A 16,258-nucleotide genomic window follows, 5' to 3' on the forward strand; every position below is an offset into this window, starting at 1 on the left:
ATCGGCGAGCCGGGCGACGGGGAGGGCCACGCGCGTGTCACGGTAGGCAGGTGAGCCACGCTCCCCGCGACGCCACGGTCGACCGGCAGGACGAGCCGGCCGGGACCCTGGTCGTGCCCCCGGACGTGCTGGAGGCCTTCGCCAGCCACCTGCACGCGGAGAAGAACCGGTCCGACCACACGGTCCGCGCCTACCTGGGCGACGTGGGGGCCATGGCCGACGCGCTCGCCGTCGCAGGCGTTGAGGACCTGGCCGACGTCACCCTGTCCGACCTGCGCGGTTGGCTCGGCGGGCTGGCAGCTGCGGGCGCCGCACCGTCGACCATCGCCCGTCGCTCGGCAGCCGCCAAGACCTTCCTGAGGTGGGCCCACCGCAGCGGGCGCATCCCCAGCGACCCGTCGGTGCGGCTCGGGTCACCCCGCAAGGGCAGGCACCTGCCGGGCGTGTTGAAGGAGTCGGAGGCCAAGGGCCTGCTCGACCTCGCAGCGGTGTCGGCGGACGATGAGGACCCGGTCCGGCTCCGGGACCGGGCGGCACTCGAGTTGCTCTATGCCAGCGGGGTCCGCGTCGGGGAGCTGGTCGGTCTCGACCTGGACGACCTGGACCTGACCGGCCGGGTGATCCGGGTCCTCGGGAAGGGCAACAAGGAACGCACCGTGCCGTTCGGCGCCCCGGCCGGGCGGGCGCTCGGAGACTGGCTGAGTCGGGGGCGGCCGCTGCTGCTCACCGGGGAGTCGGGGCCGGCACTCTTCCTGGGCCGGCGGGGGCGCCGGGTCGACCAGCGGCAGGTCCGCAGCGCCGTCCACGATCTGCTGGCGCACCTGCCGGACGCCCCCGACCTGGGGCCGCACGGCCTGCGGCACAGCGCCGCCACCCACCTGCTCGAGGGCGGCGCCGACCTGCGGACGGTCCAGGAGATGCTGGGCCACGCGAGCCTGGCCACCACCCAGATCTACACGCACGTGTCCGTGGAGCGGCTGCGGTCGGCATACCGGCAGGCGCACCCCCGGGCCTGACCTCCGGGCCGAGTTGCCCTGTCAGTCGGCGGTTACTGCGAGGCGGCCCAGGCGCCTGGCGGCCTCCTGGAGGACCTCTTCCTGCTTGCAGAAGGCGAAGCGCACGAGCGTGGCGACCGACTCCTTGTCGTCGCAGAACACCGACACCGGCACCCCCACCACCCCGATCTCCTCGGGCATCCGGCGACAGAAGTCGACCGCATCGGTCACGCCGAGCGGAGCCACGTCGGCGATGACGAAGTAGGTGCCCTGGCAGGGCGCCACCGGCAGGCCGACCCCCTCGAGTGCCGTCACCAGGACGTCCCGCTTGTGCGCCATCGTGGCTGCCAGGTCGGTGAAGAAGGCGTCCGGCAGGCCCAGGCCGAGCGCGATGGCCGGCTGGAACGGGCCGCTGCCCACGAAGGTGAGGAACTGCTTGACCGCCTTGACCGCGCTGACCACCTGCGCCGGCCCGTGCAGCCACCCGACCTTCCACCCCGTGGTGGAGAACGTCTTGCCGCCCGAGGAGATCGTGATGGTCCGCTCGGCCAGGCCGGGCAGGGTTGCCGGCGGGATGTGGCGCAGCCCGTCGAAGGCCAGGTGCTCATAGACCTCGTCACTGACCACCCACGCACCGTGCTCGGTGGCCAGCCGCCCCACGAGCTCGATCTCCTCGCGGGAGAACACCTTCCCCGTCGGGTTGTGCGGGGTGTTGAGCAGCACCATCCGGGTCCGGTCGGTGAAGGCCGCACGCAGCTCGGCCTCGTCGATGGACAGGTCGGGGAAGCGCAGCGGCACGGTGCGCCTGACCCCGCCGGCCAGGGCGATGGAGGCGGCATAGGAGTCGAAGTAGGGCTCGAAGGTGACGACCTCGTCGCCTGGCTCACACAGCGCCAGGATGGTGGCGGCGATCGCCTCCGTGGCGCCCACCGTCACCAGCACCTCGGTGTCCGGGTCGACCGACAGGCCGTAGAAGCGCCGTTGGTGATCGGCGATCGCCTGCCGGAGCACCGGCATGCCGATCGCCGGGGGGTACTGGTTGAGGCCACTGTCGATGGCGTCCTTGGCGGCCTGCAGGATCTCGGGCGGTCCGTCGCTGTCGGGGAATCCCTGGCCCAGGTTGACGGCGTCGAACTGCAGGGCCCGTTGGGTCATCTCGGAGAAGATGGTCTCCCCGAATCCATCGAGTCGGGAGATGAGGTGCGGGTTCTGTGAGGTGGCCACCCAGCCGAGGGTATCGGGGCGGTGGACCGGTCCCGTGACCGGTGGGGCCGCCGTGATTTCGCGGACGCTGCCCGGGGTCGTAGAATGGGTCGCACGTGTGGTGTGCCCGGACTCCGGTCCGGACCCGCCAGGCGAATTCGCGCACGAGCCCACCGTCACTCCGGTGACGGGGCGTGCCCCGCGGTCCCGGTCCTGTTCGCAGGCCGGGTGGGGCCGTCGCCCGTGCCAGGACCAAACCGTCACCCATAGAAAGCGAGACCTCGGCATGGCCGTCGTCACCATGCGCCAGCTCCTGGAGAGCGGCGTCCACTTCGGGCACCAGACCCGTCGTTGGAACCCCAAGATGAAGCGCTTCATCATGACCGAGCGCAACGGCATCTACATCATCGACCTGCAGCAGTCGCTCAACTACCTGAACGAGGCCTACGACTTCGTCAAGCAGACCGTCGCGCACGGCGGGACGATCCTGTTCGTCGGCACCAAGAAGCAGGCGCAGGAGTCCATCGCCGAGCAGGCGACCCGCGTCGGGATGCCCTACGTGAACCACCGCTGGCTCGGTGGCATGCTCACCAACTTCCAGACCGTGTCCAAGCGGCTGACCCGTCTGAAGGAGCTCGAGGAGATCGACTTCGACGACGTGGCCGGTTCCTCGCACACGAAGAAGGAACTGCTCATGATGCGCCGCGAGATGGAGAAGCTCGAGCGCGCCCTGGGCGGTATCCGGGACATGTCCAAGGTCCCCTCGGCCGTGTGGGTCGTGGACACCAAGAAGGAGCACCTGGCCGTCACCGAGGCCCGCAAGCTCGGCGTCCCGGTCATCGCCATCCTGGACACCAACTGCGACCCGGACGAGGTCGACTACAAGGTCCCCGGCAACGACGACGCGATCCGCTCCGTCGCGCTGCTCACCCGCGTGGTCGCCGACGCCGTGGCCGAGGGCCTGATCGCCCGTTCCTCCGGCGGCTCCGCCGACGGTGACGACGCGGCCTCCGAGCCGATGGCCGAGTGGGAGCGCGAGCTGCTCGCCGGCGCCGAGGAGACCCCGGCCGCTGCCGAGACCCCGGCCGCTGCCGAGACCACGGCCGCTGCCGAGACCACGGCTGCCGCCGAGGAGACCCCCGCCGTCGAGGCCGCCGCTGCTGAGACCCCGGCCGCGGAGGAGACCCCGGCTGCCGAGGAGACCCCGGCCGTCGAGGAGCCGGCTGCTGCCGAGGCTCCCGCCGCCGAGGCTCCGGCCGAGCAGGCCTGAGCACACCGCACTCCCTGTTCCTCTCCGCACACCACAAAGGAGCATTTCCGCACCATGGCGAACTACACCGCCGCCGACATCAAGGCCCTGCGCGAGCAGACCGGTGCCGGCATGATGGATGTCAAGAAGGCCCTCGACGAGGCCGAGGGCGACAGCGCCAAGGCCGCCGAGATCCTGCGCGTCAAGGGCCTCAAGGGCGTCACCAAGCGTGAGGGCCGCTCGGCCTCCAACGGCCTGGTCCGGGCCCACGTCGACGGTGGCGCCGGCACGCTGCTCGAGATCAACTGCGAGACCGACTTCGTCGCCAAGGGCGAGAAGTTCGGCGAGCTCGCCGACCGGGTGCTGGCCCAGGCGGTCGCCGTCGGCGCCACCGACGCCGACGCCCTGCTCGCCTCCGACCTGGACGGCGAGAAGGTCAGCGACGTGCTCGACGCGGCCAACGCCGCGATCGGCGAGAAGATCGAGATCCGTCGGGTCGCCCGCCTCGAGGGCCCCAACGTCGTGTCCTACCTGCACAAGACCAGCCCCGACCTGCCCGCGCAGATCGGCGTCCTGGTGGCCACCGACGGTGGCGACGAGCAGTTGGCCCGCGACATCGCGATGCACGTCGCGGCGTTCAGCCCCACCGTGCTGACCCGGGACGAGGTCGACACCGCGACGGTGGAGAACGAGCGGCGCATCGCCGAGGAGACCGCCCGTGAGGAGGGCAAGCCCGAGCAGGCGCTGCCCAAGATCATCGAGGGCCGCGTCAACGGGTTCTTCAAGGAGAACGTGCTGCTGGACCAGCCGTTCGCCAAGGACGCGAAGAAGTCGGTCGCCCAGGTCGCCCAGGACGGTGGCGCGGAGGTCAAGGCCTTCGCCCGCTTCAAGGTCGGCGTCTGAGCCACACCCGCACGCGTATGCCGTGAGGCCGGGTCCCGCAGTGGGGCCCGGCCTCTGGCATGTCCGCCTCCCGCGTCGGTCAGGTCACCAGCGGGTGGTCCAGGCCCAGGTCCAGGACCGGCGCACTGTGGGTGATCCACCCGGCTGACACCAGGTCGACCCCCGCCTCGGCGAGGGCGGGTGCCGTCTGCGCGGTGATCGTGCCCGACGCCTCGGTCACCATGGCCCCGTCGACCATCCGGACCGCCTCTGCGGTCGTCGCCGGATCCATGTTGTCGAGCAGCACGGCGTCCACCGGGTCGGTGAGCAGCTCGGCCAGCTGGTCCAGCGAGTCGACCTCGACCTCGACGGCCACGAGATGGCCCACGTGCCGGCGCACCCGGCGGACCGCCTCGGTCACGGACCCGGCGACGGCGATGTGGTTGTCCTTGACCAACACGGCGTCGTCCAGACCGAACCGATGGTTCACACCGCCACCGGCACGGACGGCATACTTCTCCAGCGCGCGCAGACCCGGGGTGGTCTTGCGGGTGCAGCACACCCGTGTGCTGGTGTGGGCGATCGCGTCGGCGATCTGCGCGGTCGCAGTGGCCACACCGCTGAGGTGCCCCAGGAAGTTGAGTGCGACGCGCTCCCCGGTCAGGATGCCCCGTGCCGGCCCCGACAGCCGGGCGACCACGTCCCCGGCGGCCACCCGGTGACCGTCGCGGGCCTCCGGGACGAACCCGATCCCCGGGTCGGTGAGGGTGAGGGCGAGCCGCGCGAGGTCCAGGCCGGCCAGGACCCCCGGTGCCCGGGCGACGAGCAGCAGGTCGGCCACCTCGTCCGGGGGCACGACGGCGCTGGTCGTCAGGTCGCCGGCGCCACCGAGGTCCTCCTCGAGGGCGCGGCGGACGACGGGCTCCAGGAGCAGGTCGGGCAGCGGGGTCAGGCTCATCAGGCACTCCTTCGCAGAGCGGGGCGCTCCGCCGGCAGCACGTCCGCGAGACAGAGGGTGGTGGACACGGCCTGCGCCGCCGCGCCGGGGTGGTCGGTGCGGGTGTGCCCGCCACGGCTCTCTGCCCGGGCCAGGGCGGAGGCGCAGACCAGCAGCCCCGAGATCGCCGCGTCCCGGACCTGGCCCGGCGGGGCCGAGTCCACGGCGTCCCGCAGCTGCTCCACGGCGCGCAAGAGTGCTGGACCCTCACGGAGCACCCCGGCCGCCTCCTCCAGCACGGCCCGGATGCGGGGGAGGGCCTCGTGGGTGTCTCCCCACGGGTCCGCGGGGGTCGGCGCCGGGGCGGTTGGTTCGGGGGCGGTTAGTGCGGGGGCGACCCGGGTCGGGGCCGTCCCGGCGAGGTCCTCGGCCACCGCCCGACCCAGCACGACGGCTTCCAACAGGGAGTTGCTCGCCAGCCGGTTGGCGCCGTGCAGCCCGGTGCTGGCCACCTCGCCGCAGGCCCACAGCCCCGGCACCGTCGTCCGGCCGTGGCCGTCCACGGCGACGCCGCCGCAGTGGTAGTGGGCAGCGGCGCGGACCGGGACCAGCGCGCTCGAGGGGTCGATGCCGGCCCGTGTGCAGGCCTCCCCGAAGGCGGGGAACTTCCGGACGATCCGATTGCCGAGCACACCGCGGGCGTCGAGATAGACCCGGAGGCCGTCCCGGGTGTGCGCGTGCACGGCGCGCGCCACGACGTCCCGTGTCGCCAGGCTGTCCGCGAGCAGTGGGCCCCCGGCGGCATTGACCAGGACCGCCCCCGCGCCCCGGACCGCCTCGCTGACCAGCGGCATCGGGTCCAGACCCACGTCGAGGGCGGTGGGATGGAACTGCACCATCTCCAGGTCGCGCACCAGCGCCCCGGCCCGTGCGGCCAGGGCGAGGCCCTGGCCGAGGGCACCGGTCGGGTTCGTGGTGTGCTGCCACAGTCCGCCCGCGCCACCGGTCGCCAGCACGACCCGGCCCGTCGGGAGCGTGCGCCGCCCCTCGGGAGAGTCGACCACCAGACCGGTGACTCCGTCGGGACCGACCAGGACATCGTGGGCGCGGGTGTGCTCCAGCACGGTCACGGAGGGAGTCGCGCGGACCGCCTGCACCACGGCGCGCATGATCTCGGCGCCGCTGCCGTCGCCTCGCGGCGTGCACGATCCGGTGCCTGCCGTGCGCGCCCTCGAGGCCGAGCAGGTAGGCGCCGCCGGCGTCACGGTCGAACTGCGCACCGAGGGCGGACAGGTAGGCCACCACCTCCGGGGCGGCGCCGGTGACCCGGCCCACCACCTCCGGGTCGCACAGCCCGGCGCCTGCCGCCAGGGTGTCGGCGGCATGCAGCGCGGGGGAGTCCCCCGGTCCGACGGCCGCGGCGAGCCCACCCAGTGCGCGGCTGCTGGCCGCGAGGGAGCCGAGGGTGCCCGTGGTGACCACGGTGCACGGTGCCGGAGCGAGGTGGAGCGCGGTGATGAGTCCGGCCAGGCCCGCCCCGACAACGACGGGTGTGCCCGGGGGAGCCACGGTCGTCATACGGCCAGCATCCTCTCCACCGCGCGACGGGCCCGTCCGGCCACGTCCGGCTCGATGGTGACCTCGTGGGTCAATGTTTCCAGGCTCCTGCGGATCTTGGCCAGGCTGTTGCGCTTCATGTGCGGGCACAGGTTGCACGGCCGGACGAAGTCGATCTCGGGGTGCTGGGCGGCGATGTTGTCGCTCATCGAGCACTCGGTGATGAGCGCCACCTGACGGGGACGGCGTTGCACGACGAAGTCCAGCATCTGGGCGGTCGAGCCCGAGAGGTCGGCCTCGTCGACCACCGAGGGTGGGCACTCGGGGTGTGCCAGCACCACCGCCTCCGGGTGGTCGGACCGCACCTGCCGGATGTCCTCGGCGGTGAACCGTTCGTGGACCTCGCAGCGGCCCGCCCAGGTGATCACCTCGACGCCGGTCTGCCGGGCGATGTTCCGGGCGAGGTACTCGTCGGGGATCATGATGACCCGGTCCACCCCCAGGGACTCGATCACCCTCACCGCGTTGCCGGACGTGCAACAGATGTCGCTCTCGGCCTTGACCGCCGCGGAGGTGTTGACGTAAGTGACGACGGGGACCCCGGGGTGGGCGTCCCGCAGCGACCGCACGTCGGCGGCGGTGATCGACTCGGCGAGCGAGCAGCCGGCTCGCAGGTCGGGCACGAGGACGGTCTTGGCAGGGTTGAGCAGCTTGGCCGTCTCGGCCATGAAGTGGACGCCGGCCAGCACGATCACGTCGGCGTCGACGGTCTGCGCCTCACGCGCCAGGGCCAGGGAGTCGCCGACGATGTCGGAGACGCAGTGGAAGATCTCGGGGGTCTGGTAGTTGTGCGCCAGGATGACCGCGTTGCGCTCCTGCTTCAGGCGCAGGATCTCCTCCGCGTCCCCGGCGAAGCTTGCCCACTCCACCTCCGGGATGACGTGTCGCACCTTCTCGTAGAGGTGGGCGGTGCGACCCACCAGGCTCTCGGTGGTAGTGCTCCTCGGCTGGTTCAGGACCTCGGTCATGGGCGTCTCCTCGCCTTATGCTGTAGTTGAGCATATTGGACGAAGTCACTCTAATGCTGCATGTGAGCATTAGGCAAATCAGCGCGCGGCACGTGGGGGAGTCAGCGGGTGAGGGTGAGCGGGTGAGGATCAGCGGGTGGGGCGGGGCTCGGGGAGCTTGGTGCCCGCGACGTGCCGCTCGTCCAGGATGGCCCGGCGGAAACGGTACAGGCGAGCCGGGCGTCCGCCGGTGTCGCTGTCGGTGCCTCCGGTCTCCTCCACGAGGTCCTGGTGCATGACCAGGCGCCGGAAGTTCTGCTTGTGCAGCGGCTGGCCCGCCAGCGCCTCCACGGTGGCCTGCAGCCGCCCCAGGGTGAAGGTGTCGGGCATCAGCTCGAAGACGACGGGGTGGTACTGGATCTTGGCCCGCAGGCGGGCCACGCCGGTCGCCAGGATCCGCCGGTGGTCCAGGGCCATCGGCTCACCGGTCCCCGGTGCGCCCTCCGGGTGACCACTCTCGGGGATCAGGCCGGCCTCGTAGAGCAGCTCGTACCGCTGCAGGGTGAGCTCCGGACGCCAGGGCCTGCCCTCGGTCCCGAAGCAGACGGCGCAGCGCAGGCTGCGGCGCTCTGCCTCGGGGCCGCCGGCCTGGGCCCAGTCCCGGAGGGCGGCCACCAGGTCCGCGTGGTGGTTGAGGTGCGCCTGGCCTCCCGTCCCGGCGGGGCGCCGGTCCTCCCAGGGAAAGTGCTCGTACCACCCGCGCCACTCCGCCCCCGGGGCGGTCGGCGAGGTCAGGCCCAGGTAGGACACTGAGATCACCCGACCGGCCGCGCCGGACCGGTCGGGGTCGGCGAAGGTGTAGAGCTGCTCGACGTAGCCCAGCCGGTGCCCCGTCTGCTGCTCCACCCAGGCGCTCAGGCCGGCCTGCATCGACCGGTGGTCCGAGCGCAGCGGACCCGCCGGGAGGCGGTCGCGGTCTCCGCCGGTCGTGAGGACGACGGGGGAGCCGTTCACGACGGCGGCCACCACGGCCACCAGTTCGGCTCCCAGGCGCTCGCTGCTCACCGGGACATCATGCCGGACGTGCCGAAGGTCGCGTACCGCGCGTCCACCTGCCACGATGCGCGACGCGGTCGGCGGTATGGCAGGATCTATCGACCGCCACGTCCGCGCACCACCCGCCCGGGAGGCCTCGTGACCGCCAGAACCACCATTCCCGAGGAGACCCTCATCGCCACCCCCGCAGAACTGCCGATCCAGCCCGACGAGGGCACCCACCCCGGCGCCCGCCGTGTCCTCCTCAAGCTCTCCGGCGAGGCCTTCGGCGGTGGCAAGGTGGGCCTGGACCCTGACGTCGTGCGGGGCATCGCCCGACAGATCGCGGCCGTCTCGCGGGAAGGGGTCGAGATCGCGGTGGTCGTCGGCGGGGGCAACTTCTTCCGCGGGGCGCAGCTGCAGCAGCGCGGCATGGAGCGCTCCCGCGCTGACTACATGGGGATGCTCGGCACGGTCATGAACTGCCTGGCCCTGCAGGACTTCCTGGAGCACGAGGGTGTGGAGACCCGGGTGCAGACCGCCATCACGATGGGGCAGGTGGCCGAGCCCTACATCCCGCGCCGTGCCATCAGGCACATGGAGAAGGGGCGCGTCGTCATCTTCGGCGCAGGGGCGGGTATGCCGTACTTCTCCACCGACACGGTCTCGGCGCAGCGGGCACTGGAGATCAAGTGCGACGCGGTCCTGATGAGCAAGCACGGCGTGGATGGTGTCTACACCGCCGACCCCAGGACCGACCCCGCGGCCCGCAAGCTCGACACGCTGACGTATGCCGACGCCCTGACCCGGAACCTGAAGGTGGTCGACGCGGCCGCGTTCAGCCTCTGCATGGAGAACGACCTGCCGATGCTGGTCTTCGGCATGGACGGGGAGGACAGCATCGCCCGCGCCGTCCGGGGTGAGAAGATCGGGACACTGGTCACCGCAGGGTGACCGCAGCCGGTCCGCCCACGCCGCGGCACGACATACCGAGCACCGCAACCGGAGCACGCACACCCAAGGAGCACCGCTGATGTCCGAAGTGATCGAGATGGCCCTGCTGGAGGGTGAGGAGAAGATGGGCAAGGCCCTCGAGGTGGCCCGGGAGGACATGTCCAGCATCCGCACCGGGCGGGCCCACCCCAGCATGTTCAGCAAGCTGCTCGTCGACTACTACGGGGCCCCCACCCCGCTGCAGCAGCTCGCCTCCTTCCAGGTGCAGGACGCCCGCACCGTCCTGATCCAGCCTTTCGACCGCGGTGCCATGGCCGAGATCGAGAAGGCGCTGCGCGACTCCGACCTGGGCGTCAATCCCGGCAACGACGGCAACGTGATCCGGGTGGTGATGCCGCAGCTGACCGAGGAGCGGCGCCGCGACTACATCAAGCTCGCCCGCACCAAGGGGGAGGACGCGAAGGTGGCGGTCCGCAACGTGCGCCGGCACACCAAGGACACCGTCGACAAGGCGGTCAAGGACGGCGACATCGGCGAGGACGAGGGCACCAGGGCGGAGAAGGAGCTCGAGGCGCTCACCAAGAAGCACGTGGACGCCATCGACGAGCTGTTGAAGAACAAGGAATCCGAGCTGCTGGAGGTCTGAGCGAGCCGACCGGGAAGGGACAGGAGCGTGACCCCGCCTGCCGCGTCGTCGCGGCGTGCCTACCGGGCCCAGCGCAAGGCGTCCGGGTCTCCGGGGACCCCGTCGCGCGCGGGGCGCAATCTCCCCGCCGCCATCGGCGTGGGCGTCCTGCTCGGCGCCCTGGTGATCGCCAGCCTCATTGTCTGGAAGCCTGTCTTCGTGGTGCTGGTGACGGCCGCGGTCCTGGTCGGGGCCTTCGAGCTGATCGGCGCGTTGGGGGAGGGGCGGATTCATGCGCCGGCGGTGCCCACGCTCCTGGGCACGCTGCTCATCGTCCCCATTGCCTACTACGCCGGCCCCGACGCGTTGGCGCTCGGCGTGGGCCTGGCCTGTCTGGGAATCCTGCTCTGGCGCGCCCTCGACGGGCTGCAGGGTGCGGTCAAGGACATTGCTGGCGGCGTCTTCGTCATCGCCTACCTGCCCCTCATGGCAGGCATCGTGATGCTGATGCTGGCCGAGGACGACGGCGTGGGGCGGATCCTGACGTTCGCCATCGTGACGGTCGCCAGTGACATCGGGGGGTATGCCGTGGGGGTCCTTGCCGGTCGGCACCCGATGGCACCCTCGATCAGTCCCAAGAAGTCCTGGGAGGGCTTTGCCGGGTCGGTGGCCAGTTGTGTGCTGGCCGGCGGGCTGACCGTGCCCCTGCTGCTCGACGGGCCCGTGTGGGGCGGACTGCTGCTGGGGCTGGCCGTGGCCTTCTTCGCCACGGCGGGGGACCTGTCGGAGTCCACGATCAAACGAGACCTGGGCATCAAGGACATGGGGTCCCTGCTGCCGGGTCACGGTGGCGTGATGGACCGGTTGGACTCCCTGGTGATCACGGTGCCGGTGTGCTGGCTGTTGCTGGGGGTGCTCGTCCCCACCTGACCGAGGTCGGTCGCGGGGGAGGTTAGCCGTGGATCAACTGGTCGCTGGGCAGCGCGGTAATCAGCCGGGTGACGCACTCGTGGTCGGCGGCGGCCAAGGCCGCGGTGGCGCCGGGGAGCACCCACACCGTGGGGCCGTCCGCACCGAGCGGGCCGCCCTCCGGCAGCCACTCGGCAGCCCAGCCCTTGAGCGCCTCCGTCAGGGGACAGCGCCCGGCGCAGCGGCGCAGGGCGTTCACCTGGACCCGCTCGGGGGCCACCTGACGGACCGGGGCGGCGTCCGCGGTGGTGTAGACCTGCCCGTAGGCGTCCGCCGGCAGCCCCAGCAGGACCTGCTGGGTGGCTGCCAGATCGCAGGCGTCAGCGAAGATGCACACCCGCACGGAAGGGCCTCGCCGACGACTCACACAGGCGATTGTAGGTTAGCCTAACCAAATTTGGAAATGGGTCCTCAGCCGGCGATGTGGGCCTGCAGGAACCACCGGTCCTTGACCAGGCCGCGCTCGATCTCGATCGCCACGTCCTGGCTGGACAGGTCAACCTCGTCCAGGCCCTTGACGGCAGCGCGCACGGTCTCCAGGGCGGCGTCGATCTGCGCGATCACCTGGGGAATCAGCTCCGCAGAGGAGGTGAAGCCCTCGCTCAGCGGGGGAAGTGTGTGCTTGGCCGCGACGGTGCCGATTCGCGAGTCCAGCGGCAGGCCGAGGGCCACGACCCGCTCGGCTGCGGTGTCGGCGAACTCCTGGGCGTGCGCCACGATCTCGTCGAGGAGCTCGTGGACACCCACGAAGTTGGCGCCGCGCACGTGCCAGTGGGCCTGCTTGCCGTCCACGACCAGGGCCTCCAGGTCGATGACGACCGGGGTCAGGAGCTGGGCAGCGCCGGCGGCGACCTCGGAGGAGGTGGACAGGGCGTCGGAGGTGCGAGTGGTGGGCATGTGTCCTCCCTGGGAACGTAGTCTGGCGGCCGCTCGGTTGGGGCGACCTGACATCCAATATGCCGCGCTGCGGGGGTGCCCACAAGGCAGCGGAGGCTGGCCTTAGTCCCATTTGACGGGTGCTCGTATGCTAGCATGCGGTCGTGACTGCAGGAGGTGACCGCGCCGCTACCGGGACGCACCAGCGCTCGGCCGCGGTGCTTGCTGTCGCCATGCTCGCGGTCGAGTTGATCGCGGCGATGCAGTCCTACGTCACCGGCACCATCACCCCCCTGATGGCCGCGGACCTGGGCGCCCAGGAGCACTACGGCCTGCTGGTCGCTGCGGTCCAGGCCGCGCTCTTCCTCACCATGCCTTTGGGCGCCGCACTGCTCTCGCGCTGGTCGGCGGCGACCATGCTGTCCTGGTTGACGCCGGTGGTGGTGCTCGGCGGGGTGGTCAGCGCACTGGCGCCGACCTTCCCCGTCTTCCTCGCCGGCCGGGTCCTGGCCGCGCTGGCCAGCGGGGCGCTGATGACGGTCGGGATGTCGGCGCTGGTGACCGCGCTGCCCGAGGCCTGGCGGCGCGGGGTCCTGGCGGGCTATGCGATGGTCTGGCTGGTCGCCTCCCTCGTCGGGCCCCTGTATGCCGGGTGGACGGCAGCGGCGATCGGGTGGCGGTGGGCGCTGGTCGTCTATCTGCCCCTCCTTCTGCTGGCCCGTGCGGTCGTCATCTCCCGCCTCCGGCGGTTGGACCGGGCGGAGCAGGACGGCGACCGGGCGCTCGGGGTGCGGCCCGCGGTCTCCCTCGCGGTGGGGATCACGCTGGTCTCCCTCGCCGGGCCCTCTGGGCTCGCCCTCCTGGCCGCCGCGGTCGGCGCCCTGGTGGTGGTCGCGGCGGCTGGCCGCATCCTGCCGCCCGGCGTGCTCACGGCGCGACGGGGACGGCCGAGCGGGATCCTGCTGCTGGCCGTCCTGTGCGCCAGCTTCTTCGGCGCCCAGGCGATCGTGGCCATCACCGCCCACGACCTGCTCGGGCGCGGCGCTGCCTCGATCGCCCTCCTGCTGGGGGCGGGTGGCGTCGGCTGGTCGGTGATGGGTGCGGTGTGCAGCCGCTGGCCGGCCCGTGGGCGGGCATTCGCGAGGCGGGTCACCTGCGGCGCGGTCTGCCTGGCGGCGGGCACCACCGTGCTGGCCGTGTCCGTGCTGCCCGCGGCGCTGCTGCCCGGGTCCCTGGAGCCGGGCGCGGACGCGGGCTGGACCTTGCACCTGCTCGGGTGGACGCTGTGCGGACTCGGCATGGGGACCTGCTACGTGGACACCCTCAACCGCGTGCTGGACGAGCCGGCCGTGCCCGACGGCGTCGGCGCCAGCGAGGCGGCGCAGTCGCTGGTGATGTCGGAGGTGATCGGTACTGCCCTGCTCACCACCGCCACGGCCACCGCCCTGGCCTGGATCGTGGTCCTCCCGGGCGAGCGCACGGCATACACCGCCGTCGTCTTCGCGGTGTTGGGGGCGCTGGCACTGCTCCTGGTCCCGCTGGCGCGCCGAGCCTGAGACACTGGGGTGCAATGAGCACCGAACTGCCAACGCCCAGCACCCAGCGGCCCGTCCCGGGCAAGCTGACTTTCAGCGCGCCCAGGCGGGGCAAGCCACCGACGCACCTGACGGACCTGGACTCGGCCCAGCGTCGTGCCTGGGCGACCGAGCTGGGGCACCGGCCGTTCCGGGCCGACCAGGTGGCCAGGCACTACTTCGAGCGCCTGGTCACCGACCCCGCGGAGATGACCGACCTGCCCAAGGAGTCCCGCCAGGACCTCGTCGGCGCCCTGCTGCCCCCGCTGCTGACCCCCGTGCGGGAGCTGTCCACCGACGACGGGGCGACCGTCAAGCAGGTGCACCGCCTGCACGACGGCGCGCTGGTCGAGTCCGTGCTGATGCGCTACACCGGGCGGGTCACGATGTGCATCTCCAGCCAGGCCGGCTGCGGGATGAACTGCCCGTTCTGCGCCACCGGGCAGGCCGGGCTGACCCGCAACCTGTCCACCGCCGAGATCGTCGAGCAGGTGGTCGCGGCAGCCCGGTTCCTGCGGCACGGCGACCTCGCCGGCGGCGACGAGGGCGCCGGCAGCACCGAGGACGCCTTACGGGTCAGCAACGTGGTGTTCATGGGGATGGGTGAGGCCCTGGCCAACTACCGGTCGGCGGTGAACGCGATCCGCCGCCTGGTCGACCCGGCACCGGACGGCCTGGGCATGTCGGCGCGCGGCGTCACGATGTCGACGGTGGGGCTGGTCCCGGCCATCGACAAGCTGGCCGGTGAGGGCATCCCGGTCACCCTGGCGCTGTCGTTGCACGCCCCCGACGACGAGCTCCGGGACGAGCTGGTCCCCATCAACACGCGGTGGAAGGTGGATGAGGCCCTCGACGCGGCCCGGCGCTACTTCGACACGACCGGGCGGCGGGTGAGCATCGAGTACGCCCTGATCCGGGACATCAACGACCACGGCTGGCGGGCCGACCTGCTCGGTGAGAAGCTCAACGCCCGCGGGCGCGGCTGGGTGCACGTCAACCCGATCCCGCTCAACCCCACGCCCGGATCGAAGTGGACCGCGTCCCGCCCCGGGGTGGAGCAGAACTTCGTCGAGCGGCTGCGCGCGCACGGGATCCCGACGACCGTCCGGGACACCCGCGGCTCGGAGATCGACGGGGCCTGCGGGCAGCTCGCGGCCACCACCGCCTGACCCTACCCCGTGAGGAGGTCGGCGGCCTCCTCGGTGCTGTCCACCAGGTGCGTCGATCCGGCCATCGGGCGGCCCGCGGCCAGGGCCTGCAGCAACGGCCACACCGGCAACCGGTCGGACCAGTGCTCGCGCCCCACGAGGACGAGCGGCGGCATCCTGCCGTCGACCTCGTAGTAGAGCCGGGTCGCCATCTGGAACACCTCCTGGACCGTGCCGGCCGCGCCGGGCAGTACGACCAGGCCCGAGGTGCTGTGGTGCAGCAGGAGGTCCTCGCGCAGGGCGTTGGAGAAGAACTTGGCGATCCGGTCGCCGAACACGTTCGGGGGTTCGTGGCCGTAGTGCCAGGTCGGGATCCCGACCCCACGCACCTGCGCAGGGTCGTCACGATCCGGGACGCGCCCGGCCTGCCGGGCCGCCAGCGCGGCCAGGGCCCACGCCCCGGCATCGGGGTCGAAGGACGGGACGGCGGCGACCGCCTCCAGGGTGCGTGTCAGCACCTCGGGGTCGGGGCTCCACGCGCCGAGGTTGGCGGCCTCCATGGCGCCCGGACCGCCGCCCGTGGCGACCAGGAACCCGTGCTCGGCCAGGGCATGACCCAGGCGCGCGGCCTGCTCGAAGCCGGGGCTGTCGCGCAGCAGGCCATGACCGCCCATCACCCCAACGACGTCGCGTCCGGCGACCAGGCCGGCCAGCGCGTCGGCCATCGCGTCGTCGTGGACGGCCCGCAGCACACTGACGTAGGCGTCGTGCCGGAGCGCGGCGTCCTCGGCCCAGGCGTAGGCCCGTGCGTCTGGGGTGTGGCGGTAGCCGTGCTGGTCGAGACCGTGGTACAGCTCCTCGGCCGTGTAGAGCGTCCCCCGGTAGGGACGCACCGGCGCCGCGGGGTCGGTCGGGAAGATGATGGCGCCGTGGGTCCGCAGGTGCTCGTCCAGCTCGGGGGTCAGGCGCCCGCCCAGGACCACGAGCCCCTGCAGGTCGTCGCGGGCCAGGAGCTGCGGTGCCGCATGCCTCAGGTCCAGCCCCTGGAAGCGGAGCCCGGCCAGTGACCTGCCGGCCCGCAGGACCTCCTCCAGCTGGTCCAGGTCCTCGACCTCCCGGTCGTGGTCGCGCGGGCTCAGGCCCGGCAGCACCCGTCCGTAGCTCCGGGTGGTTCCTGCGGCAGGCGTCGCTGGCATGTCCTGACCCTAACGGCCGGCGGCACGACGGCTCGGCGACCGGGTCCGACC

16 protein-coding genes and 1 pseudogene are annotated in these 16,258 nt (G+C 72.1%); 8 read left to right on the forward strand and 9 right to left on the reverse strand.

Annotated elements, in window-relative coordinates; translation table 11 throughout:
- Positions 1-50 precede the first annotated feature (50 nt).
- Positions 51-1,016, forward strand: coding sequence for a tyrosine recombinase XerC (locus tag AC1QRC_RS10180; RefSeq protein ID WP_484203222.1), 966 nt, complete (start codon positions 51-53; stop codon positions 1,014-1,016).
- 21 nt (positions 1,017-1,037) lie between these two features.
- Here the strand turns inward: AC1QRC_RS10180 and AC1QRC_RS10185 are convergent, their stop codons facing one another.
- Entirely contained in the window at positions 1,038-2,150 is a 1,113-nt protein-coding gene (locus AC1QRC_RS10185; RefSeq protein WP_484206612.1) for a pyridoxal phosphate-dependent aminotransferase, read from the reverse strand.
- A 334-nt stretch (positions 2,151-2,484) separates the two neighbouring features.
- Here AC1QRC_RS10185 and rpsB point away from each other — a divergent pair, with 334 nt between their 5' ends.
- Both rpsB and tsf read left to right on the forward strand, forming a co-directional pair.
- Positions 2,485-3,468, forward strand: a complete 984-nt coding sequence (gene rpsB / locus AC1QRC_RS10190) for a 30S ribosomal protein S2 (RefSeq protein WP_484203223.1) — start codon at positions 2,485-2,487, stop codon at positions 3,466-3,468.
- 54 nt (positions 3,469-3,522) lie between these two features.
- A complete protein-coding gene (gene tsf, locus AC1QRC_RS10195) occupies positions 3,523-4,350 on the forward strand; it encodes a translation elongation factor Ts (RefSeq protein WP_484203224.1) in 828 nt (275 codons plus the stop codon).
- A 79-nt stretch (positions 4,351-4,429) separates the two neighbouring features.
- Here the strand turns inward: tsf and nadC are convergent, their stop codons facing one another.
- From nadC to AC1QRC_RS10220, 5 genes and pseudogenes are all read right to left on the reverse strand, one after another.
- The gene (nadC, locus tag AC1QRC_RS10200) at positions 4,430-5,287 is read right to left on the reverse strand and encodes a carboxylating nicotinate-nucleotide diphosphorylase (RefSeq protein ID WP_484203225.1); all 858 of its coding nucleotides are present in this window, start codon (positions 5,285-5,287) and stop codon (positions 4,430-4,432) included.
- Positions 5,287-6,435: an FAD-binding protein gene (locus AC1QRC_RS10205; RefSeq protein WP_484203226.1), complete on the reverse strand. Its 1,149-nt coding sequence runs from the start codon at positions 6,433-6,435 to the stop codon at positions 5,287-5,289. Before AC1QRC_RS10205 ends, nadC begins: the two co-directional genes overlap by 1 nt.
- 25 nt (positions 6,436-6,460) lie before the next feature.
- Positions 6,461-6,844: pseudogene (locus tag AC1QRC_RS10210) on the reverse strand (FAD-binding protein); the annotation flags it as partial.
- Positions 6,841-7,851, reverse strand: a complete 1,011-nt coding sequence (gene nadA / locus AC1QRC_RS10215) for a quinolinate synthase NadA (protein WP_484203227.1) — start codon at positions 7,849-7,851, stop codon at positions 6,841-6,843. The gene nadA and the pseudogene AC1QRC_RS10210, both read right to left, overlap by 4 nt.
- Before the next feature lie 129 nt (positions 7,852-7,980).
- Positions 7,981-8,895, reverse strand: coding sequence for an NUDIX hydrolase (locus AC1QRC_RS10220; RefSeq protein ID WP_484203228.1), 915 nt, complete (start codon positions 8,893-8,895; stop codon positions 7,981-7,983).
- A 183-nt stretch (positions 8,896-9,078) separates the two neighbouring features.
- Between AC1QRC_RS10220 and pyrH the strand changes: the two genes are divergently transcribed.
- The 3 genes from pyrH to AC1QRC_RS10235 all read left to right on the forward strand — a co-directional run bounded on the left by pyrH (position 9,079) and on the right by AC1QRC_RS10235 (position 11,374).
- Positions 9,079-9,819 (forward strand): UMP kinase, encoded by a 741-nt coding sequence (pyrH, locus tag AC1QRC_RS10225; protein WP_484206613.1) that lies wholly within the window; start codon positions 9,079-9,081, stop codon positions 9,817-9,819.
- An 88-nt stretch (positions 9,820-9,907) separates the two neighbouring features.
- Positions 9,908-10,465, forward strand: a complete 558-nt coding sequence (frr, locus tag AC1QRC_RS10230; RefSeq protein ID WP_484206614.1) for a ribosome recycling factor — start codon at positions 9,908-9,910, stop codon at positions 10,463-10,465.
- 27 nt (positions 10,466-10,492) lie between these two features.
- A complete protein-coding gene (locus AC1QRC_RS10235; protein ID WP_484203229.1) occupies positions 10,493-11,374 on the forward strand; it encodes a phosphatidate cytidylyltransferase in 882 nt (293 codons plus the stop codon).
- 22 nt (positions 11,375-11,396) lie between these two features.
- On the opposite strand, the gene AC1QRC_RS10240 is transcribed toward AC1QRC_RS10235, so the two are convergent.
- Positions 11,397-11,780 carry a hypothetical protein gene (locus tag AC1QRC_RS10240; RefSeq protein ID WP_484203230.1) on the reverse strand — a complete coding sequence of 128 codons (384 nt, stop codon included), beginning with the start codon at positions 11,778-11,780 and terminating at the stop codon, positions 11,397-11,399.
- Positions 11,781-11,824: 44 nt separating this feature from the next.
- On the reverse strand, positions 11,825-12,310 hold the full coding sequence (locus AC1QRC_RS10245) for a Dps family protein (RefSeq protein ID WP_484203231.1): 486 nt from the start codon (positions 12,308-12,310) through the stop codon (positions 11,825-11,827).
- 143 nt (positions 12,311-12,453) lie between these two features.
- Here AC1QRC_RS10245 and AC1QRC_RS10250 point away from each other — a divergent pair, with 143 nt between their 5' ends.
- Positions 12,454-13,845 carry an MFS transporter gene (locus AC1QRC_RS10250; protein WP_484203232.1) on the forward strand — a complete coding sequence of 464 codons (1,392 nt, stop codon included), beginning with the start codon at positions 12,454-12,456 and terminating at the stop codon, positions 13,843-13,845.
- Between the two features lie 14 nt (positions 13,846-13,859).
- On the forward strand, positions 13,860-15,032 hold the full coding sequence (gene rlmN / locus AC1QRC_RS10255) for a dual-specificity RNA methyltransferase RlmN (RefSeq protein WP_484203233.1): 1,173 nt from the start codon (positions 13,860-13,862) through the stop codon (positions 15,030-15,032).
- A gap of 2 nt (positions 15,033-15,034) precedes the next feature.
- Here the strand turns inward: rlmN and AC1QRC_RS10260 are convergent, their stop codons facing one another.
- Positions 15,035-16,207 (reverse strand): LOG family protein, encoded by a 1,173-nt coding sequence (locus AC1QRC_RS10260; RefSeq protein ID WP_484203234.1) that lies wholly within the window; start codon positions 16,205-16,207, stop codon positions 15,035-15,037.
- Positions 16,208-16,258 lie beyond the last annotated feature (51 nt).

The organism is Ornithinicoccus sp. (genome assembly GCF_057176825.1).